Origin of the sequence: Streptomyces sp. NPDC096193, assembly GCF_040302905.1 — a bacterium.
Taxonomy (GTDB): Bacteria; Actinomycetota; Actinomycetes; order Streptomycetales; family Streptomycetaceae; genus Streptomyces.
On the sequence record NZ_JBEOSJ010000002.1, the window covers coordinates 137438 to 156787 of the forward strand.

The 19350-nt window shown below is 70.0% G+C and carries 19 protein-coding genes; 15 read left to right on the forward strand and 4 right to left on the reverse strand.

Features of this window, described 5'->3' with window-relative positions; genetic code table 11:
* Positions 1–51: 51 nt before the first annotated feature.
* Together ABTX78_RS03330 and ABTX78_RS03335 are read left to right on the forward strand one after the other, a co-directional pair.
* On the forward strand, positions 52–1179 hold the full coding sequence (locus tag ABTX78_RS03330) for a ferrochelatase (protein ID WP_352205122.1): 1128 nt from the start codon (positions 52–54) through the stop codon (positions 1177–1179).
* Positions 1180–1201: 22 nt separating this feature from the next.
* Complete coding sequence (locus tag ABTX78_RS03335) at positions 1202–2002, forward strand: inositol monophosphatase family protein (protein ID WP_352205123.1); 801 nt, start codon at positions 1202–1204, stop codon at positions 2000–2002.
* 117 nt (positions 2003–2119) lie between these two features.
* On the opposite strand, the gene ABTX78_RS03340 is transcribed toward ABTX78_RS03335, so the two are convergent.
* Positions 2120–2305 carry a hypothetical protein gene (locus ABTX78_RS03340; RefSeq protein WP_313943635.1) on the reverse strand — a complete coding sequence of 62 codons (186 nt, stop codon included), beginning with the start codon at positions 2303–2305 and terminating at the stop codon, positions 2120–2122.
* A 333-nt stretch (positions 2306–2638) separates the two neighbouring features.
* Between ABTX78_RS03340 and ABTX78_RS03345 the strand changes: the two genes are divergently transcribed.
* The 4 genes from ABTX78_RS03345 (at position 2639) to ABTX78_RS03360 (ending at position 6169) form a co-directional block, all read left to right on the forward strand.
* Positions 2639–3292 (forward strand): response regulator transcription factor, encoded by a 654-nt coding sequence (locus ABTX78_RS03345; RefSeq protein WP_313943634.1) that lies wholly within the window; start codon positions 2639–2641, stop codon positions 3290–3292.
* A gap of 4 nt (positions 3293–3296) precedes the next feature.
* Positions 3297–4535: a sensor histidine kinase gene (locus tag ABTX78_RS03350; protein WP_352205124.1), complete on the forward strand. Its 1239-nt coding sequence runs from the start codon at positions 3297–3299 to the stop codon at positions 4533–4535.
* A 394-nt stretch (positions 4536–4929) separates the two neighbouring features.
* Positions 4930–5226, forward strand: a complete 297-nt coding sequence (locus tag ABTX78_RS03355) for a DUF4193 domain-containing protein (protein WP_005310959.1) — start codon at positions 4930–4932, stop codon at positions 5224–5226.
* A 13-nt stretch (positions 5227–5239) separates the two neighbouring features.
* Entirely contained in the window at positions 5240–6169 is a 930-nt protein-coding gene (locus ABTX78_RS03360) for a hypothetical protein (RefSeq protein WP_352205125.1), read from the forward strand.
* 21 nt (positions 6170–6190) lie between these two features.
* On the opposite strand, the gene ABTX78_RS03365 is transcribed toward ABTX78_RS03360, so the two are convergent.
* Positions 6191–6649 carry a DUF3093 domain-containing protein gene (locus ABTX78_RS03365; RefSeq protein ID WP_352205126.1) on the reverse strand — a complete coding sequence of 153 codons (459 nt, stop codon included), beginning with the start codon at positions 6647–6649 and terminating at the stop codon, positions 6191–6193.
* 58 nt (positions 6650–6707) lie between these two features.
* Between ABTX78_RS03365 and ABTX78_RS03370 the strand changes: the two genes are divergently transcribed.
* The 7 genes from ABTX78_RS03370 to ABTX78_RS03400 all read left to right on the forward strand — a co-directional run bounded on the left by ABTX78_RS03370 (position 6708) and on the right by ABTX78_RS03400 (position 13518).
* Positions 6708–7361: a PaaI family thioesterase gene (locus ABTX78_RS03370; RefSeq protein WP_502993748.1), complete on the forward strand. Its 654-nt coding sequence runs from the start codon at positions 6708–6710 to the stop codon at positions 7359–7361.
* Positions 7358–7873, forward strand: coding sequence for a dUTP diphosphatase (gene dut, locus ABTX78_RS03375; protein ID WP_352205492.1), 516 nt, complete (start codon positions 7358–7360; stop codon positions 7871–7873). The genes ABTX78_RS03370 and dut overlap by 4 nt, the downstream gene beginning before the upstream one ends.
* Position 7874: 1 nt before the next feature.
* The gene (locus tag ABTX78_RS03380; protein WP_352205127.1) at positions 7875–8657 is read left to right on the forward strand and encodes a DUF3710 domain-containing protein; all 783 of its coding nucleotides are present in this window, start codon (positions 7875–7877) and stop codon (positions 8655–8657) included.
* A gap of 307 nt (positions 8658–8964) precedes the next feature.
* Positions 8965–11508 (forward strand): ATP-binding protein, encoded by a 2544-nt coding sequence (locus tag ABTX78_RS03385; protein ID WP_352205128.1) that lies wholly within the window; start codon positions 8965–8967, stop codon positions 11506–11508.
* 86 nt (positions 11509–11594) lie between these two features.
* Positions 11595–12284: a response regulator gene (locus ABTX78_RS03390; RefSeq protein ID WP_352205129.1), complete on the forward strand. Its 690-nt coding sequence runs from the start codon at positions 11595–11597 to the stop codon at positions 12282–12284.
* 76 nt (positions 12285–12360) lie between these two features.
* On the forward strand, positions 12361–12777 hold the full coding sequence (locus ABTX78_RS03395; protein WP_352205130.1) for an OB-fold nucleic acid binding domain-containing protein: 417 nt from the start codon (positions 12361–12363) through the stop codon (positions 12775–12777).
* 3 nt (positions 12778–12780) lie between these two features.
* Complete coding sequence (locus tag ABTX78_RS03400; protein ID WP_340475881.1) at positions 12781–13518, forward strand: DUF3159 domain-containing protein; 738 nt, start codon at positions 12781–12783, stop codon at positions 13516–13518.
* A gap of 91 nt (positions 13519–13609) precedes the next feature.
* Here ABTX78_RS03400 and ABTX78_RS03405 read toward each other — a convergent pair whose 3' ends face one another.
* Together ABTX78_RS03405 and ABTX78_RS03410 are read right to left on the reverse strand one after the other, a co-directional pair.
* On the reverse strand, positions 13610–14281 hold the full coding sequence (locus ABTX78_RS03405) for a potassium channel family protein (protein WP_327679386.1): 672 nt from the start codon (positions 14279–14281) through the stop codon (positions 13610–13612).
* A complete protein-coding gene (locus ABTX78_RS03410; RefSeq protein WP_352205131.1) occupies positions 14281–14949 on the reverse strand; it encodes a potassium channel family protein in 669 nt (222 codons plus the stop codon). Before ABTX78_RS03410 ends, ABTX78_RS03405 begins: the two co-directional genes overlap by 1 nt.
* A 184-nt stretch (positions 14950–15133) precedes the next feature.
* Here ABTX78_RS03410 and ABTX78_RS03415 point away from each other — a divergent pair, with 184 nt between their 5' ends.
* Both ABTX78_RS03415 and ABTX78_RS03420 read left to right on the forward strand, forming a co-directional pair.
* Complete coding sequence (locus ABTX78_RS03415) at positions 15134–17182, forward strand: APC family permease (protein ID WP_352205132.1); 2049 nt, start codon at positions 15134–15136, stop codon at positions 17180–17182.
* A 101-nt stretch (positions 17183–17283) separates the two neighbouring features.
* The gene (locus ABTX78_RS03420; protein ID WP_352205133.1) at positions 17284–18612 is read left to right on the forward strand and encodes a class I SAM-dependent RNA methyltransferase; all 1329 of its coding nucleotides are present in this window, start codon (positions 17284–17286) and stop codon (positions 18610–18612) included.
* Positions 18613–19350 lie beyond the last annotated feature (738 nt).

Here is a 19350-nt window from a genome sequence, read left to right on the forward strand (position 1 = left end):
GTGGGGTGGGTCCCCGACGGACGGCGCGGGGGTGGTGGCAGGATCGTTTTCATGTCCGACGATCGCGATCCCAGCCCCTACGACGCCCTGCTGCTGCTCTCCTTCGGCGGCCCCGAGGGCCCGGACGATGTCGTTCCGTTCCTGGAGAACGTGACGCGCGGCCGCGGTATCCCCACGGAGCGGCTCAAGGAGGTGGGGCAGCACTACTTCCTGTTCGGCGGCGTCAGCCCCATCAACGACCAGAACCGTGCCCTCCTGGGCGCCCTGCGCATGGACTTCGCGGACCACGGACTGGATCTGCCGGTGTACTGGGGCAATCGCAACTGGGCGCCGTATCTGACCGACACCCTCCGCGAGATGACCCGCGACGGCCACCGTCGTATCGCGGTCCTCGCCACCAGCGCCTACGCCTCGTACTCGGGCTGCCGCCAGTACCGCGAGAACCTCGCGGACGCGCTCGCCACCCTGGAGGCGGAGGGGCTGGAGCTCCCGCGCGTCGACAAGCTGCGGCACTACTTCAACCACCCCGGCTTCGTCGGCCCCATGACCGAGGGCGTGCTGCGCGCCCTCGCGGACCTCCCCGCCGAGGTGAGCGAAGGAGCGCACCTCGCCTTCACCACCCACTCGATCCCGACCGCCGCGGCCGACACCTCGGGCCCCGTCGAGGACCACGGGGACGGCGGCGCCTACGTACGCCAGCACCTGGACGTGGCCCGGCAGATCGCCGACGCCGTGCACGCGCGGACGGGCATCGAGCACCCCTGGGAGCTCGTCTACCAGTCCCGCAGCGGCGCCCCGCACATCCCGTGGCTGGAGCCGGACATCTGCGACCACCTGGAGGAGCTGCACGGCTCCGGCGTTCCGGCGGTGGTGATGGTGCCGATCGGCTTCGTCTCCGACCATATGGAGGTCCTGTACGACCTCGACACCGAGGCCACCGCCAAGGCGGCCGAGCTGGGGCTGCCCGTACGCCGGTCGGCGACCGTGGGCGCCGACCCGCGCTTCGCCGGAGCCATCCGCGACCTGGTGCTGGAGCGCGCCGCCGCCGAGCGCGGAGCACCCGCCGAGCGCTGCGCGCTGGGCGCCCTCGGCCCCTCCCACGACCTCTGCCCCATCGGCTGCTGCCCCGCCCGGGCTCCTCGTCCCGCGGCCGCCGGCGCCGACAGCCCGTACGCATGATCCGTACGCCCAAGGAGTCGCCGTGACCGACCCTCTCCTGTCCGAACTGCTCGACATCGCCCTGGAGGCCGCCCGGCGGGCGGGGGAGCTGCTGCGGGACGGCCGCCCCGCCGACCTCGGCGTCGCCGCCACCAAGTCCAGTCCCATCGACGTCGTCACCGAGATGGACATCGCCGCCGAGAAGCTGATCACCGGTTTCCTGGCCGAACGCCGTCCCGAAGACGGCGTACTCGGCGAGGAGGGCGCCTCCACCGCCGGCACCAGCGGAATCCGCTGGGTCGTCGACCCGCTCGACGGCACGGTGAACTATCTGTACGGCCTGCCGACCTGGGCCGTCTCCATCGCCGCCGAGCGCGACGGCGAAACGCTCGTCGGTGTCGTCGAGGCCCCCATGCGCCGGGAGACCTACCGTGCGGTGACCGGCGGCGGCGCCTACGCCAATGACCGGCCGCTGCGCTGCCGGCCCGCACCCCCGCTGGCGGAGGCCCTCGTCTCGACCGGCTTCAACTACGTGGCGACCGTGCGCAGCCACCAGGCGGACGTGGCCCAGCGGCTGATCCCACTGCTGCGCGACATCCGCCGCAGCGGTTCGGCGGCCGTGGACCTCTGCGACGTCGCGGCGGGCCGCCTCGACGGGTACTACGAGCGCGGGCTGAGTCCCTGGGACCTCGCGGCCGGTGACCTCATCGCCCGCGAGGCGGGCGCGCTGACCGGCGGGCGCCCCGGGGAGCGGCCGTCCTACGACCTCACGCTGGCGGCGGGCCCGGGCGTCTTCGAGCCGCTCCAGGGGCTGCTGGAGGAGTTCGGGGCCTGGCACGACTGACGCCCCTCCCCGCGCACGGAACCCCGCGTACGGAACCCCGCGCACGCGACGGAACCAGCACGCACAGGGGCCCCGACGCCGTCCCGCGGCGCCGGGGCCCCTGTGCGTGGTCCGGCGTCAGGCTGCGCCGACCCGCTGCTCCTCGTCGACGTGCACACCGTGCTCGGCGGCCAGGCGGTGCAGGTCGTCCAGCTCGGCCTGCTCGACATCCGCAAGGAAGTCGTCGCCCGTCTCACGCGCCAGTGTCAGGTCGGTCTCTGCGGCCTTTATGCGCTGAAGCAGTCCTGCGGTGAATGCGTCCATGTGCGCCCCCTCGTCGTGGGTCGGTGGCACGGGGGTGTGCCTTCGGGGTCCCCCTGCCGCAGCAGAGGTGGGGTGATCCACCCTGGAACAGGTTGTGGCGTGCCACATCACAGGGCGTGATCGCGGGTGTTTAGTCGTCCTCCCCGGCGCCTCCCTCAGGGAAACCTCAACCGGCCCAGGAATCCGCCCCTTTCCGGAAGACCCTGGTCCGCCGGGGCCGGCCGTCTGCGCCTTACAGCCGGTTTACGCGCGTAACGGGCAGGATGGAGACACACAGACAGTGCTCAACCAGCCCTGATCATGGGTGACGGGCCCCGGAGGAAGGAACGCGACGTGCGCGTACTCGTCGTCGAGGACGAGCAGCTGCTCGCCGATGCGGTGGCCACCGGACTACGCCGGGAGGCCATGGCCGTCGACGTCGTGTACGACGGCTCGGCGGCCCTGGAACGGATCGGTGTCAACGACTACGACGTGGTCGTCCTGGACCGCGACCTGCCCCTCGTCCACGGCGACGACGTCTGCCGGAAGATCGTCGAACTCGGCATGCCGACCCGCGTGCTGATGCTGACGGCATCCGGTGACGTCAGCGACCGGGTCGAGGGCCTGGAGCTCGGTGCCGACGACTATCTGCCGAAGCCCTTCGCCTTCACCGAGCTCACCGCCCGGGTGCGCGCGCTCGGCCGGCGTACGACGGTGCCGCTGCCGCCGGTCCTGGAGCGAGCCGGGATCAAGCTGGACCCCAATCGCCGGGAGATCTTCCGCGACGGCAGGGAGATCCAGCTCGCCCCCAAGGAGTTCGCGGTCCTCGAAGTCCTGATGCGCAGCGAGGGCGCGGTCGTCTCGGCCGAGCAGCTGCTGGAGAAGGCCTGGGACGAGAACACCGACCCGTTCACCAACGTCGTGCGCGTGACCGTCATGACCCTGCGCCGCAAGCTCGGCGAACCGGCCGTGATCGTCACCGTGCCCGGCTCCGGATACCGGATCTGACCCCGTGACCGCCGCTCCCGCGCCGCCCGAGGCGCCCCCGAAGCCGACCTGGGACCCGCGCGACCCGGTACGCCCCCTGTTGCGTCCGACCATCCGGATACGGCTCACGCTGCTGTACGGCGGGATGTTCCTGATCGCGGGCATCCTGCTGCTGTCGATCATCTATCTGCTGACCGCGCAGGCCCTGCACGCCGGCAACGGCGTGCCGATCAAGCTGCTCCCCGACAGCAGGGTGCAGCTGACCGACAACAGCTGTGCCGGCCTCACCTCGGACCTCTCCGCCGACGAGGCGAACGCCGCCCTGCGGGCCTGCGTCTCGCACCAGCGCGAGATCGCCCTGGACAACCTGCTGCGCCGCTCACTCTTCGCGCTGCTCGGGCTCAGCATCATCGCCTTCGCCTTCGGCTACGCCATGGCGGGCCGCGTCCTGTCGCCGCTCGGCCGGATCACCCGCACCGCCCGCCAGGTCGCCGGCTCGGACCTCTCGCGCCGTATCGAACTGGACGGCCCCGACGACGAGCTGAAGGAACTGTCCGACACCTTCGACGAGATGCTGGACCGCCTGGAGCGGGCCTTCACCGCCCAGCAGCGCTTCGTCGCGAACGCCTCGCACGAGCTACGGACCCCTCTCGCCATCAACCGCACGCTGCTGGAGGTCCACCTCTCCGATCCCGGGGCACCGGTGGAGCTCCAGCAGCTCGGCAAGACCCTGCTGGCCACCAACGAGCGCAGCGAACAGCTCGTCGAGGGGCTGCTGCTGCTCGCCCGCAGCGACAACCAGGTCATCGAGCGCAAACCGGTGGACCTGGCGGAGGTCGCGACCCGCGCGGTCGACCAGACACGGGGCGAGGCGGAGGCCAAGGGCGTGGAGATCCGCGGCGAGCGCGGGCCCGCCACCGTGCAGGGCAACGGTGTCCTGCTGGAGCGGATCGCGCTGAACCTCGTACAGAACGCCGTGCGCTACAACGTGCCGGACGACGGCTGGGTGGAGGTCACCACGGACACGGAGGGCGGCCAGGCGGTCCTGGTGGTGTCGAACACCGGACCGGTGGTTCCCGCGTACGAGATCGACAACCTCTTCGAGCCGTTCAGACGGCTGCGGCAGGAGCGCACGGGCAGCGACAAGGGCGTCGGCCTGGGGCTCTCGATCGCCCGCTCGGTGGCCAGGGCTCACGGAGGCCGTATCATCGCGGAGCCTCGCGAGGGCGGAGGCCTCGTGATGCGAGTCACCCTGCCCGTCTGAGACAGTGGTCGGCACCTGCGCACTTAGTTCGCTTTACGCGGAATTTTCGGGACCTGTTCCGAAGTTGAGGGTGTGGGATCGATCACAGATATGAATTTCAGGCCATCTACTCTCCGTGATCAAGACTCTTGCCGGAAAGCCGGGAAAAGTCCGGGTTTCCGGGGGTCCGGATCACGGGAAGTACACGGGGTGGCGCTGTGAAGTGCAGCATTCGGACCGTGTACGGTCCCCTTCGCCACTCAACGGATCACCTCTCGAGGGATCCGGTTGGGTGTCGATTGAGTAACAGACCTTGATGTGAGGCAAAATCTCCGCCTCAGGTCGGGCACAAGTCCGGCCTCTCACGCGTTACGTGCGCTGGAGACACTGCAACCACCCAGAGGGGGAGAGCGACATGGCAACGGACTACGACACCCCACGCAAGACCGACGACGACGTCGATTCCGACAGCCTTGAGGAACTGAAGGCCCGCCGGAACGACAAGTCGACCTCGACCGTCGACGTCGACGAGTTCGAGGCAGCCGAGGGCATGGAACTGCCCGGCGCGGACCTTTCCAACGAGGAACTGGCCGTCCGGGTCCTTCCCAAGCAGGCCGATGAGTTCACCTGCATGAGCTGCTTCCTCGTGCACCACCGCAGTCAGCTGGCGCGCGAGAAGAACGGCCAGCCCATCTGCCGCGACTGCGACTGAGGGCAGGTCGGCCGTGGCAGGCGACACACCGTCCAGGAAGCGGCGTTTCCGGCGTCAGAAACCGTCGGAGACGCTCCAGGGCGGTTCGGGACCCGCAGAAGGCGCCACGCCTTCTGACGGGCACTCGGCCGTCCTCCTGCCTCACGGCGCAGGAGACGACGGGCGGGGCCGTCCGGCCTCGCTCGAAGAACCCCCGCACGCGGCGGACGAACCCGGGACCCCGGCCAAGCCGGGGCGTCTGGCCGCGATGCGCCAGGGTGTCCGCAGGAGCGGCGAGGGCGCCAGGGCGGCGCTCGGCCACCTCGCGGACCGGATCATCGAGATCGCACCGCGTGTGCCGGTGCGTGATCTCGACACGCTCCGCCGGCAGTTCCCGGCCCTCGGCCCCGAGCAGCTCGCTGACAAACTCGTCGCGGGCGCTGCCAACGCCACCTCCACGGTGGGCGCGGGCATCGGAGCCGCGGCGATGATGCCCGTACCTCCGGCGATGCCGGCCGAACTGGCCGCGGAGATCGCCGGCGTCGCGGCGATCGAACTGAAGCTCATCGCCGAGCTCCACGAGGTCTACGGCATGCGGCCGGAAGGCAATCTCAGGGAGCGCAGCACCGCGTATCTGACCGCCTGGTCGGAGGAGCGCGGGCTCGACGTGACCAAGCCGGCCACCTACAAGAACGTCGCGCTGAGCGGCGGTCTCAAGCGCGAGCTGCGCCAGCAGATCATGAAGCGCACGATCCGCAACCTGCCGAACCTGATGCCGTTCATGGTCGGCGCCGCGGTCGGCGCGGTGATGAACCGACGGGACACCAAGAAGCTCGCGGACCGCATCCGCAAGGATCTGCGCACCCGGCAGGTGCCCTGGGACGCCCTGCCCGCTCTGCCGCCCCTGGAACAGCACAAGGACGCCTTGGACGCGAGCCAGTGGCCCCGGGAGCTCGGGCACTGAGCCCGACGCCCGGCCCGGCTGTCAGGCCGCCCGCACCGCCGTGACCGCCGCCGCCAGTGCCTGCGGATCGCGCGTCGACACATACACGTACGTAGTCGGGTCGTCCGGGTCCGTGATCTCGACCTTCAGCGCGGTGGGCACGTAGCTGCGCAGCAGCATGAACGCCCGCGGATCGGCCTTGTACGACCGCCAGGCCCGCGCCTCCTCGGCGTCCAGCACCACGGGCTCCCCGAGCGCAGTCAGCGGGATCCGGGCATCGCCCGCGACCAGCGAGCCGGCCACCACCCGGATGCGGACGGAACCGTAGGAACTGACCACCAAAGCCGCCACCGCGAAGGCGCCCACGAGCCCCGCGAGCATCGGCAGTGTGCCGAGCGGGAGGGCGACGAGACCGCCCGAGATGCCGAGGAGAGCGGTGATGGCCCACCACGAAGCGGGAGCGGTCAGACGTTCGTCGTAGTGCGGGGCGGAAGGCTGCATGCGGTCAAGCTTGGCACGGTGCGGCCGGGGGGTATGCGCGCGGGTAAGGTCTGCGCCTGTGAGTACTGCGAAATCCCGGGGGGAGAACCCCGGATCCTCTCCCTCCGCCCCCGGGACGCGGGGAGACCGCCAGGACCGGGCCTCGGCTCTGATCCCGCCGGCCGACGCCATAGCGCCTGCCCGGCACCCCGATGCCCCGGCCCCCGGTGAACTCCTCGGCGCGCACTACGACCACTGCTTCGGCTGCGGCGAGGGTCAGCCCCACGGACTCCATCTCCAGGCGCGTGCCGGTGAAGGCGTGAGCATCACCGCCGAGTTCACCGTCAAGGAGGCCCACCAGGGAGCGCCGGGCCTCGCACACGGCGGGGTGCTCGCCACCGCCCTGGACGAGACGCTCGGCTCGCTGAACTGGCTGCTGCGGACCATCGCGGTCACCGGCCGGCTGGAGACCGACTTCGTGCGTCCGGTGCCCGTGGACACCGTGCTCCATCTGAAGGCCGAGGTCACCGCCGTCGCCGGCCGCAAGATCTACTCCACCGCCGTGGGCCGGATCGGCGGACCCGAAGGGCCCGTCGCCGTCCGCGCCAACGCTCTCTTCATCGAGGTCAAGGTCGACCACTTCATCGACAACGGCCGTACGGAGGAGATCCGCGCGGCCATGGCCGACCCCGACCAGATCCGGCGCGCACGCGCCTTCGAGGTGAACCCCTGATGCCCCATCCTGTCGACGTGCTGATCCGTCGTGTGGACCCCGAGGTTCCGCTGCCGGCGTACGCGCATCCCGGCGATGCCGGTGCCGATCTGGTGACCTGCGAGGCCGCCGAACTCGCCCCCGGTGAGCGCGCGGTGCTGCCGACGGGGGTGTCCATCGCCCTCCCCGACGGGTACGCGGCGTTCGTGCACCCGCGATCGGGTCTCGCCGCCCGCTGCGGAGTAGCCCTCGTGAATGCCCCGGGGACCGTGGATGCCGGGTACCGTGGGGAGATCAAGGTGATCGTGGTCAACCTCGACCCGCGCGAGAGCGTGCGGTTCGATCGGTTCGACCGGATTGCCCAACTGGTCGTCCAGCAGGTCGAGAAGGTGCGCTTCCACGAGGTGGCGGAGCTTCCCGGCTCGGCGCGGGCCGAAGGGGGCTTCGGGTCCACCGGCGGTCACTCCGTCGTGGACGGCTCTACGGGTGGGAATCGATACGCTTCGGCCGTATCCGACCGGGAAGGACAGTGACGTGTTCGGACGTCGCAAGAAGAGTGGTTCCGCGGAGGACGCGGACGCAACGGGCGAGGCCGAGCGCGTCGCAGACTTGTCTGCCGAGCGCGACACGGAGTTTGCCGACGACGAGGACGGCCCCCGCCGGACGAATCTTCCGCCGGCGCCGCGGCCCGACGGCCCCTGGGACCTCTCCGAGGTCTCCAAGCCCGGCGAGGGTCGGGTCGATCTGGGCGGCCTCTTCGTGCCCGGAGTCGAGGGCATGGAGCTGCGCGTCGAGGTGGCGGGCGACGCCATCGTCGCCGCCACGGTCGTCCTGCGCGACAGCGCGGTGCAGCTCCAGGCGTTCGCCGCGCCCAAGAAGGAAGGCATCTGGGGCGAGGTCCGCGAGGAGATCGCCTCGGGCATCACCCAGCAGGGCGGCATCATCGACGAGGTCGAGGGCCCGCTCGGATGGGAACTTCGGGCCCAGGTACCGGTCCAGCTCCCCGACGGCACCGGCGGTGTGCAGCTCGTGCGCTTCGTCGGCGTCGACGGCCCCCGCTGGTTCCTGCGCGGAGTGATCTCCGGCCAGGGAGCGGTGCAGCCGGAGGCCGCCGGTCTGCTTGAGCAGATCTTCCGGGACACGGTCGTCGTACGCGGCGAGGGCCCGATGGCTCCGCGCGACCCGATCGTCCTCAAGCTGCCCGACGACGCCCAGATGGTGCCCGAGGGTGTCCAGCAGGAGGAGCAGGAAGGCTCGCGCTTCTCCGGAGGCATGGGTCAGCTGCAGCGGGGCCCCGAGATCACCGAGGTCCGCTGAGGCCGGTCACGCACGACGGATCGCCGACAGCGGTCACGTACGACGGATGGGCCGCACTCCCCGGGCGGGGGTGCGGCCCATCCGGCTGTCCGGCCGCCATGGCGGGATGGAGTGCCGTCACGGGATGGGCGCCGCGTGCCGTGTCGGGGCAGGCCCTTGAGGTGGCGGCCCCCGGGCGCCATGGCCGCGGACGCATCAGAGTCACGTCAAAGACACCGGTCACGGCGGCCATCGGTCCGATATGTCCTAAACCCGCGCCGTAGGGTGCACGCAGGTTGACCAGCGGTATCTGAAAGACAATGGGGCCATGGCACGCGGCAAGCTACGGATCTACCTCGGCGCGGCGCCGGGTGTGGGCAAGACCTACGCCATGCTCTCCGAGGCACACCGCCGCGTCGAGCGGGGCACGGACTGCGTTGTGGCCTTCGTGGAGCACCACGACCGTCCCCGTACCGAGGTCATGCTGCACGGCCTCGAACAGATCCGGCGGCGCGAGATCGAGTACCGCGGCAGCCTCTTCACCGAGATGGATGTCGACGCCGTGCTGGAACGGCGGCCCGCCGTCGCCCTGGTGGACGAGCTGGCCCACACCAATGTGCCGGGCTCGCGCAACTCCAAGCGCTGGCAGGACGTCGAGGAACTGCTCGCGGCGGGGATCGACGTCGTGTCGAGCGTCAACATCCAGCACTTCGAGTCGCTGGGTGACGTCGTCGAGTCGATCACCGGCGTACGGCAGCGCGAGACCGTACCCGACGAGGTCGTCCGCCGGGCCGACCAGCTCGAACTGGTCGACATGTCGCCACAGGCACTCCGCCGCCGCATGGCTCACGGCAACATCTACAAGCCGGACAAGGTCGACGCGGCACTCTCCAACTACTTCCGCCCCGGCAACCTCACCGCCCTGCGCGAACTCGCGCTCCTGTGGGTCGCCGACCGGGTCGACGAACACCTCCAGCAGTACCGCGGCGAACACAACATCCGCTCCACCTGGCAGGCCCGGGAACGCATCGTCGTCGGTCTCACCGGCGGACCCGAGGGCCGCACCCTCATCCGGCGTGCCGCCCGCATGGCCGCCAAGGGTTCCGGCAGCGAGATCCTCGCCGTCTACATCGCCCGCAGCGACGGACTGACCTCCGCGTCGCCCAAGGAGCTGGCCGTCCAGCGGACCCTCGTCGAGGACCTCGGCGGAACCTTCCACCACGTCATCGGCGACGACATCCCGGCGTCGCTGCTGGACTTCGCGCGCGGGGTCAACGCCACCCAGATCGTGCTCGGCTCCAGCCGCCGCAAGGCCTGGCAGTACATCTTCGGCCCCGGCGTCGGAGCCACGGTCGCCCGTGAGTCGGGGCCCGACCTCGACGTGCACATCGTCACCCACGGCGAGGCCGGCAAGGGCCGCGGTCTGCCGGTGGCGCGCGGCGCGCGGCTCGGCCGCTCCCGCATCATCTGGGGCTGGATCGTCGGGGTCGCCGCACCAATACTGCTCTCCCTGCTGCTCACCGCCCTCGACGACCGTCTGGGCCTCGCCAACGACGTCCTGCTCTTCCTGTTCCTGACCGTGCTGGCGGCGCTGCTCGGCGGGCTGCTGCCCGCCCTGGCCTCCGCCGCGGTGGGCTCGCTGCTGCTGAACTACTACTTCACCCCGCCCACCCGCACCCTCACGATCGCCGACCCCAAGAACCTCGTCGCCATCGTGATCTTCTTCGCGGTGGGCGTGGCGGTGGCCTCCGTGGTCGACCTCGCGGCCCGGCGCACCCATCAGGCTGCCCGGCTGCGTGCCGAGTCCGAGATCCTCTCCTTCCTGGCCGGCAGCGTGCTGCGCGGCGAGACCACCCTGGATGCCCTGCTGGAACGGGTCCGCGAGACCTTCGCCATGGAATCCGTGGCACTGCTGGAAAGACAGAGCGACGTCCATCCGTGGACCACCGCGGGCAGCGTCGGCCCCAGCTCCGTCGTGCGGCCCGAGGACGCCGAGGTGGACATGCCCGTCGGCGACCACATGGCGCTCGCGCTCTCCGGACGGGTGCTGCCCGCCGAGGACCGCCGGGTGCTGGCCGCGTTCGCCGCGCAGGCCGCGGTGGTCCTCGACCGCCAGCGCCTGGTCGGGCAGGCGGAGGAGGCCCGCAGGCTCGCGGAGGGCAACAAGATCCGTACGTCGCTCCTCGCCGCCGTCAGTCATGATCTGCGCACACCGCTTGCCGCCATCAAGGCCGCCGTCACCTCGCTGCGCTCCGACGATGTCGCGTGGTCGCAGGAGGACCGGGCAGAGTTCCTCGAAGGGATCGAGGACGGTGCCGACCGGCTCGACCATCTCGTCGGCAACCTCCTCGACATGTCCCGACTCCAGACCGGCACCGTCACCCCGCTGATCCGGGTGACCGACCTCGACGAGGTGGTGCCGATGGCTCTCGTCTCGGTCCCCGACGACAGCGTGGAACTGGATGTGCCGGAGACCCTGCCGATGGTGGCCGTCGACCGTGGCCTGCTGGAGCGTGCCGTCGCCAACATCGTGGAGAACGCCGTCAAGTACAGCCCCGACGCCACCCCGGTCACCGTGGCCGCCAGCGCCCTCGGCGACCGGGTCGAGGTGCGCGTCACCGACCGCGGCCCCGGCGTCCCCGATGACGAGAAGGAGCGGATATTCGAACCGTTCCAGCGCTACGGTGACGCTCCACGCGGTGCCGGAGTCGGCCTCGGCCTCGCGGTCGCCCGCGGCTTCGTCGAGGCCATGGGCGGCACCCTCAGCGCCGAGGACACCCCCGGCGGCGGCATGACCATGGTCCTCACGCTCCAGGCGGCCCCTCGCCATGAGCCCGCCGAGCCCGGTCTCCCCTTCGGGGTCACGTCGTGACCGGCCGGGCCGGGGGAGCCCTGGGCGGCGGGGGCGGCGACAGCGGGGACAGTGGAGAAACGACAGTGCAGAAAGGCAGGCCCGCCATGACCCGGGTGCTCGTGGTCGACGACGAGCCGCAGATCGTACGTGCCCTCGTGATCAATCTGAAGGCACGCAAGTACGACGTGGACGCGGCTCCCGACGGTGCGACGGCGCTCCAGCTGGCCGCCGCCCGGCACCCCGACGTCATCGTCCTGGACCTCGGCCTGCCGGACATGGACGGCGTCGAGGTGATCAAGGGCCTGCGCGGCTGGACCCGGGTGCCGATCCTGGTCCTCTCCGCGCGTCACACCTCCGACGAGAAGGTCGAGGCGCTGGACGCCGGCGCCGACGACTACGTCACCAAGCCCTTCGGCATGGACGAACTGCTCGCACGGCTGCGGGCCGCCGTCCGCAGGGCCGAGCCGGTCGGCGGCGGTGACGACGACGTCGTGATCGTCGAGACCGAGGGCTTCACCGTCGATCTCGCCGCCAAGAAGGTCCACCGCGAAGGACGCGATGTGCGGCTGACCCCGACCGAGTGGCATCTGCTGGAGGTCTTGGTGCGCAACGCCGGCCGTCTGGTCAGCCAGAAGCAGCTCCTCCAGGAGGTCTGGGGCCCGTCGTACGGCACCGAGACCAACTATCTGCGGGTCTACATGGCCCAGCTCCGCCGCAAGCTGGAGACCGATCCCTCGCACCCGCGGCACTTCGTCACCGAGCCCGGAATGGGCTACCGCTTCGAGCGCTCCTGAAGGCCCTTCCGGCCGCCCCGGCAACCGTGGCACCGGGGCTCCCGGGGCCGCCCCCGGCGGCCGGTAGGCTTGCTGTATGAGCGCTGTACCCCGTTCCGGGAATGCCGACAGGGCACCGAAGCCCGCCGGCCGCTTCCGCCGCATGCTCGACCGGCTGTCCAGCTCGCAGGAAGACCTCGAATCGGAGGAGCTGCGGGAGGACGCGCAGGCATCGGGGTGTACCCGCATATCCGAGTGCAACGACCGCCAGATAGTCCGGGTGGCTGGTACCTTGCGCACGGTCACCCTGCGCCCGCGGGCCGGAGTGCCCGCTCTGGAGGCGGAGCTCTTCGACGGCACGGCCCCACTGGACGTCGTCTGGCTCGGCCGCCGGTCGATCGTGGGCATAGAACCGGGCCGCAGGCTCATCGCCTCGGGACGGATCTCCATGAGCCACGGCCGCCGGGTGCTGTTCAATCCCAAATACGAACTCCGACCACTCGGACAGGAGTAGCCGGTGACGTCTGTCGACAAGCCGACCACGACGAACGACCAGCAGCAGCAGGACAGGGACGCCAAGGCGGTCACCGAGGCGGCCCTGTTCGAGGCCTTCGGCGGCGTGCGCGGCATGGTGGAGACCGTCCTGCCCGGACTGCTGTTCGTCACGATCTTCACGATCAACAAGGACCTGCACATCGCGGCGATCGCGGCCCTCGCGGTCTCCCTCGCTCTCGTCGCGGTCCGTCTGCTGCGCAAGGACACCGTCAAGCACGCCTTCAGCGGCGTCTTCGGTGTGGCCTTCGGTGTCGTCTTCGCGATGATGACCGGCAACGCCAAGGACTTCTACCTGCCGGGCATGCTCTACACCCTCGGCCTGGCACTCGCGTACATCATCACGACCATCGCGGGCGTCCCGCTGATCGGTCTGATCCTCGGACCGGTCTTCAAGGAGAACCTGTCCTGGCGCACCCGCAACCCGGGCCGCAAGAAGGCGTACGCCAAGGCCAGTTGGGCATGGGGCCTGATCCTGCTCGCCAAGTGCGCGATTCTCTTCCCGCTGTACTGGTGGGCCGACACCACGCAGTTCGGCTGGGTCCTGGTCGCCCTGAAGATCCCGCCGTTCCTGCTGGCCGTCTATCTGACCTGGCTGTTCCTGGCGAAAGCGCCCCCGCCCATCGACGTCTTCGCCGAGATGGAGGCGGAGGAGCTCGCCGAGAAGGAGCGCAAGGCGGCGGCGCAGCAGCGCGAGGCGTAGTTCTCGCGCCGGCGCAGTGAGTTCTGATCACGAGAGGGGCCCCGGACCGATCGGTCCGGGGCCCCTCTCGTCGTGCTGTGCCGTCAGGAGGTCAGGAGGTCTCCCGGCGGACCGAGAGCAGGTCCTCCAGTTGTTCCTCACGGGCCTGGGCCGCCACGAACAGCAGCTCGTCACCCGCCTCCAGCGTCTCCTCCGTGCTGGGCGTGAGCACCCGCGAGCCGCGGATGATCGTGACCAAGGAGGTGTCCTCCGGCCAGGCCACATCGCCGACCGAGGTGCCCGCCAGCGCCGACTCCGGCGGGAGCGTCAACTCCACGAGGTTCGCGTCGCCGTGGCTGAAGCGGAGCAGCCGGACGAGATCACCGACGCTCACCGCCTCCTCCACCAGCGCCGACATCAGGCGCGGTGTGGAGACCGCGACGTCGACACCCCAGGACTCGTTGAAGAGCCACTCGTTCTTCGGGTTGTTGACCCGGGCCACCACCCTCGGCACCCCGTATTCGGTCTTCGCCAGCAGCGAGACGACCAGATTGACCTTGTCGTCACCGGTGGCCGCGATCACGACGTTGCAGCGCTGGAGCGCCGCCTCGTCGAGCGAGGTGATCTCGCACGCGTCGGCCAGCAGCCACTCGGCCTGCGGCACCCGCTCCACCGAGATGGCGGTCGGCGCCTTGTCGACGAGGAGGACCTCGTGCCCGTTCTCCAGCAGCTCGCCCGCGATGGAACGGCCCACCGCGCCGGCGCCCGCGATTGCGACGCGCATCAGTGACCGCCCCCCTCAGGGCCTTCGGCGAACGCCGCTTCGACCTTCTCGATCTCGTCCGTGCGCATCATCACGTGGACGAGGTCGCCCTCCTGGAGCACGGTCTGCGACGTCGGCAGCTCCGCCTCCCCGAGCCGGGTGAGGAAGGCGACCCGTACGCCGGTCTCGTCCTGGAGGGTGCTGACCTTGTGCCCGATCCAGGCGTCGGAGGTGTGCACCTCCGCGAGCTGGACCCCGCCACTCGGGTCGCGCCACAGGGGCTCCGCCCCCGACGGCAGCAGCCGCCGCAGCATCTGGTCGGCCGTCCAGCGCACCGTGGCGACGGTCGGAATGCCGAGACGCTGGTAGACCTCGGCGCGGCGCGGGTCGTAGATGCGGGCGGCGACGTTCTCGATGCCGAACATCTCGCGCGCCACCCGCGCCGCGATGATGTTGGAGTTGTCGCCGCTGCTGACGGCCGCGAACGCGCCGGCTTCCTCGATGCCCGCCTCGCGCAGGGTGTCCTGGTCGAACCCGACACCGGTGACCCGACGGCCACCGAACCCCGAGCCCAGGCGGCGGAAGGCCGTGGGGTCCTGGTCGACGACGGCGACCGTGTGCCCCCGCTGCTCCAGGGTCTGCGCGAGAGCGGATCCCACTCGCCCGCATCCCATGATGACGATGTGCACGCCCGTCCTTCCGGCTGTCAGTTCTCCAAAGGGCCTTACTCAGGCTTAACAGGGTCTCAGACCGTGGCCCAAGCTACACACGCGCGGTCGGCCCGGGGACTCTCGCGAGGCCGGGGGCGAAGAATCCCGGGTCACGGGGGTGGTGGGTGGGCACCGTTCATATCGACCGCATACGATCCTCTGCGTGTCCAAACTGACCGACATTCCCAAACGGATCCTCATCGGAAGGGCCCTGCGCAGCGACAAGCTGGGGGAGACGTTGCTCCCCAAGCGCATCGCGCTTCCCGTGTTCGCCTCCGACCCGCTGTCCTCGGTGGCCTACGCACCCGGTGAAGTCCTGCTCGTGCTCTCCATCGCGGGCGTGTCGGCCTACCACTTCAGCCCCTGGATCGCGCTGGCCGTCGTGGTTCTGATGTTCACGGTGGTCGCCTCCTACCGGCAGAACGTCCACGCGTACCCGAGCGGCGGCGGCGACTACGAGGTCGCCAACACGAACCTCGGTCCGAAGGCCGGCCTCACCGTCGCCAGCGCCCTGCTCGTCGACTACGTCCTGACCGTTGCCGTCTCCATCTCCTCCGGGGTCGAGAACCTGGGCTCCGCGATCCCGTTCGTCGTCGAGCACAAGGTCTTCTGCGCCATCGGGATAATCGTGCTGCTCACGCTGATGAACCTGCGCGGCGTGAAGGAGTCGGGCAAGCTCTTCGCGATCCCGACGTACGTCTTCGTCACCGCCGTGTTCCTCATGATCGCCTGGGGTGCGTTCAGGGGCGTCGTCCTCGACGACATCATGAAGGCCCCGACGGCGGACTTCGAGATCAAGCCCGAGCACCAGGGGCTCGCCGGCTTCGCCCTGGTCTTCCTGCTGCTGCGGGCGTTCTCCTCCGGCTGTGCCGCGCTGACCGGCGTCGAGGCGATCAGCAACGGCGTGCCGGCCTTCCGCAAGCCCAAGAGCAAGAACGCCGCCACCACGCTGGCTCTGATGGGCGGCCTGGCCGTCACCATGTTCTGCGGCATCATCGGCCTGGCGATGGCCACGGACGTGAAGATGGCCGAGCAGCCCGCGCACGACCTGCTCCGCGACGGCACCCCCGTCGGGGAGAGCTACGTCCAGAACCCGGTGATCTCCCAGGTGGCGGCCGCCGTCTTCGGCGACGGGACGTTCTTCTTCATCGTCCTGGCCGCCGCCACGGCGCTCGTCCTGTTCCTGGCCGCGAACACCGCGTACAACGGATTCCCGCTGCTCGGCTCGATCCTTGCGCAGGACCGCTATCTGCCCCGACAGCTGCACACCCGCGGTGACCGGCTCGCGTTCTCCAACGGCATCGTGCTGCTGGCCGGCGCGGCCATCCTGCTCGTCTGGGTCTACGGAGCCGACTCCACCAAGCTGATCCAGCTCTACATCGTCGGCGTCTTCGTGTCCTTCACGCTCAGCCAGACGGGCATGGTGCGGCACTGGAACCGTCATCTGCAGACCGAGAAGAACGTCGCCAGGCGGCGCCGCATGATCCGCTCCCGGGCGATCAACACCTTCGGTGCCTTCTTCACCGGCCTCGTGCTCGTGGTCGTGCTCGCCACCAAGTTCACCCACGGCGCGTGGGTGGCCCTGCTGGGCATGGTGATCTTCTACGGCACGATGAGTGCGATCCGTAAGCACTACGACCGGGTCTCCGAGGAGATCGCGGCACCGGACGAGCCCACTGACGACACCGCGCGGCCCTCCCGGGTGCACGCCATCGTGCTCGTCTCCAAGCTCCACAAGCCCACCCTGCGCGCTCTCTCCTACGCCAAGCTGATGCGGGTCGACAAGCTGGAGGCGCTCAGCATCAGCGTGGACCCCGCGGAGACGAAGGCACTGCGCGAGGAGTGGGAGCGGCGGGGCATCAACGTGCCGCTGAAGATCCTCGACTCCCCGTACCGCGAGATCACCCGGCCGATCATCGAGTACGTGCGGGGACTGCGCCGCGAGAGCCCGCGGGACGTGGTCAGTGTCGTCATCCCCGAGTACGTGGTCGGCCACTGGTACGAGCACCTGCTGCACAACCAGAGCGCGCTGCGGCTCAAGGGCCGGCTGCTGTTCACGCCGGGCGTGATGGTCACCTCGGTGCCGTACCAGCTGGAGTCCTCGGAGGTGGCGAAGAAGCGCGCACGCAAACGCCAGGACTGGAACGCGCCCGGTTCGGTGCGCCGCGGCCCCGTGGACCAGCGGCCCAAGGAGCCGACCGGCAAGGGCTGATCCCGCGCTGAGACGTTCATGGCAAGCGGCCGGTCGGGACCCACGTACAGTGGTGGGTTGTTGTCCGGCCGTTTTCCTTTGATCCCTGGAGTCACCCCGCCATGCAGAACGCACCTGAGTCTTCGCTGGTCGGGGAAGAGTACGAGGTCGAGGTCGGACCGGTCGCGCACGGTGGCCACTGCATCGCTCGCACCGAAGAGGGGCGCGTGCTGTTCGTCCGGCACACGCTGCCCGGCGAGAGGGTCGTCGCCCGCGTCACCGAGGGCGAGGAGGACTCCCGCTTCCTGCGCGCCGACGCGGTACGCATCATCGAGGCCTCCAAGGACCGGATCGAGGCGCCCTGCCCGTACTCCGGCCCGGGGAACTGCGGCGGTTGCGACTGGCAGCACGCCAAGCCGGGTGCCCAGCGGCGGCTCAAGGGCGAGGTGATCGCCGAGCAGCTCCAGCGGCTCGCGGGCCTCACCCCCGAGGAGGCCGGCTGGGACGGCACGGTCATGCCGGCGGAGGGCGACAAGCTGCCGCAGGGCGAGGTACCGGCCTGGCGCACGCGCGTGCAGTACGCGATCGACACGGAGGGCCGCGCGGGTCTGCGCAAGCACCGCTCGCACGACGTCCAGCCGATCGACCACTGCATGATCGCGGCTCCGGGCGTCACGGAGCTGGGCATCGAGAAGCATGACTGGGCCCAGATGTCCACGGTCGAGGCGGTCGCAGCCACCGGCTCCCACGACCGCCAGGTCATCCTGACCCCGAAGCCGGGCGGCCGGCTGCCGCTGGTCGAACTGGACAAGCCGGTCTCGGTGCTGCGGGTGGACGAGCGCGACGGCGGAGTGCACCGGGTGCACGGCCGCGCCTTCGTCCGCGAGCGTGCCGACGACCGCACCTACCGCGTCGGCAACGGCGGCTTCTGGCAGGTCCACCCGCAGGCCGCGGACACCTTGATGAAGGCCGTCATGCAGGGCCTGCTCCCGCGCAAGGGCGACATGGCGCTCGACCTGTACTGCGGCGTCGGCCTGTTCGCGGGCGCGCTCGCCGACCGGGTGGGCGAGAAGGGCGCGGTGCTCGGCATCGAGTCGAGCAAGCGTGCGGTCGAGGACGCGCGTCACAACCTCCAGAACTTCGAGCGCGTCCGCATCGAACAGGGCAAGGTCGACCAGGTACTGCCGCGCACACAGATCACCGAGGTGGACCTGATCGTCCTCGACCCGCCGCGCGCGGGGGCGGGCAAGCAGACGGTGAAGCACCTGGCGGGCCTGGGGGCACGCCGGATCGCGTACGTGGCATGCGACCCGGCGGCGCTGGCGCGGGACATCTCGTACTTCGCGGAGAACGGGTACCGGGTGCGGACGCTGCGGGCGTTCGACCTGTTTCCGATGACGCACCATGTGGAGTGCGTGGCGATCCTGGAGCCCGCCACAAAGGGCTCCTGACCTGCAGGTTCGGGTGGTGTGCGTTATGTGCACCGTGGGCGTTACGGGCGATATCTTGACGCTGAAAGGACGCTCGTGACGCTCAAATGACGCTCGTTCTGACGGGGCGTCACCTGGTTGATCGTGCAGGTCATGCTGGGTGGGAGGCGCACTCCCCAAGGGCTGGCTTAGCGGGAACTTGAAGAAGATCAGTCGGGTTCCGGCGCCCCTGATTGCGGCGGCAGCGCGTCTGCCGCCGCACTTCGGCGGGCCGAATGTCTGGCGGAGCGTGCGCTCAGCAGGTGGGCCCGTAGGGGCTCCAGCCGTGCATGAACGGCTAGAGTTCTTAGGGGCGGGGTTCGGGGATGTCCGGCAGCAACGGTGAACCGTTGAGGGGGTTCAGGCGTTGCACGTGACTCTCGGCCCACATGATCCATGCCTCGGCTTCGTCCCTGGCCGGTCCGGTCGGCAGGCTCTCTGCATGGAGGCGTAGCGCACTGACGTACTCGGCCAAGCCCGCTGCCGCCGCCACGCTTCTTCCGGGCTGCCGCCAGCGGATCGGTGCGGGCCCCGGGGCACCCGGCCACTGACGGCCGTGACGCTCACATGACGCTCGCCGGGCACCTTTCCTGACGAGTCGTCAGCAACAGACCGCTCATTCAACGCTCGTCCTGATGGCCTGACAGATGCTCTGCGCCCGCCACTCGGAGAGTCTCCCGGCTGCGCGGGATGCCAACGTACAAGTGGCGAAGGGGGCCG

What these genes read in the sequence shown, in the direction of transcription:
- ABTX78_RS03330 (WP_352205122.1), top strand. Translation starts at nt 52, where the DNA reads ATGTCCGACGATCGCGATCCCAGCCCCTACGACGCCCTGCTGCTGCTC.
- ABTX78_RS03340 (WP_313943635.1), bottom strand. Translation starts at nt 2,305, where the DNA reads ATGGACGCATTCACCGCAGGACTGCTTCAGCGCATAAAGGCCGCAGAG.
- ABTX78_RS03355 (WP_005310959.1), top strand. Translation starts at nt 4,930, where the DNA reads ATGGCAACGGACTACGACACCCCACGCAAGACCGACGACGACGTCGAT.
- ABTX78_RS03365 (WP_352205126.1), bottom strand. Translation starts at nt 6,649, where the DNA reads ATGCAGCCTTCCGCCCCGCACTACGACGAACGTCTGACCGCTCCCGCT.
- ABTX78_RS03385 (WP_352205128.1), top strand. Translation starts at nt 8,965, where the DNA reads ATGGCACGCGGCAAGCTACGGATCTACCTCGGCGCGGCGCCGGGTGTG.
- ABTX78_RS03390 (WP_352205129.1), top strand. Translation starts at nt 11,595, where the DNA reads ATGACCCGGGTGCTCGTGGTCGACGACGAGCCGCAGATCGTACGTGCC.
- ABTX78_RS03395 (WP_352205130.1), top strand. Translation starts at nt 12,361, where the DNA reads ATGAGCGCTGTACCCCGTTCCGGGAATGCCGACAGGGCACCGAAGCCC.
- ABTX78_RS03405 (WP_327679386.1), bottom strand. Translation starts at nt 14,281, where the DNA reads ATGCGCGTCGCAATCGCGGGCGCCGGCGCGGTGGGCCGTTCCATCGCG.
- ABTX78_RS03420 (WP_352205133.1), top strand. Translation starts at nt 17,284, where the DNA reads ATGCAGAACGCACCTGAGTCTTCGCTGGTCGGGGAAGAGTACGAGGTC.